Source organism: Pseudomonas sp. DE0157 (genome assembly GCF_007678615.1).
GTDB classification, from domain to species: domain Bacteria; phylum Pseudomonadota; class Gammaproteobacteria; order Pseudomonadales; family Pseudomonadaceae; genus Aquipseudomonas; species Aquipseudomonas parafulva_B.
The window spans coordinates 1-451 of record NZ_VEJN01000046.1 but is presented as its reverse complement, the minus strand read 5'-3'; the positions used below and the strand labels follow the sequence as shown (position 1 = coordinate 451).

Below are 451 nucleotides of genomic sequence, written 5' to 3'. Positions count from 1 at the left end.
TTTACCTTAGCCTGAATTCCAGCAGTGAAACTGGTCTTCAGTCTATTTCTATCACATATCCGAATTTTTAAAGAACGATCTGACAAAAGTCAGAAATCAACATTCACGCTGGAATGTTCATTTCTGTGTTCTGAACAGTGCTGCAAACCTGAAGCCTGAAGGATTGGTGGAGCCAAGCGGGATCGAACCGCTGACCTCCTGCGTGCAAGGCAGGCGCTCTCCCAGCTGAGCTATGGCCCCGTATTCTACGGCTGAACCAAGTAATGGTAGGTCTGGGCAGATTTGAACTGCCGACCTCACCCTTATCAGGGGTGCGCTCTAACCAACTGAGCTACAGACCTATAACAGGGTCGCTTTACAACATCGTCTTTTACAATGAATCAAGCAATTCGTGTGGGAGCTCATCAGCAGGCTGATGTCGTCGATTAAGGAGGTGATCCAGCCGCAGGTT

Annotated in this window: 2 tRNA genes; both read right to left on the bottom strand. The window is 48.6% G+C overall.

The features are described 5' to 3' along the window. Positions 1-164: 164 nt before the first annotated feature. Positions 165-240, bottom strand: a tRNA-Ala gene (locus tag FS777_RS21280). A gap of 24 nt (positions 241-264) precedes the next feature. Then, a tRNA-Ile gene (locus tag FS777_RS21275) sits at positions 265-341 on the bottom strand. Between the last annotated feature and the right edge of the window lie 110 nt (positions 342-451).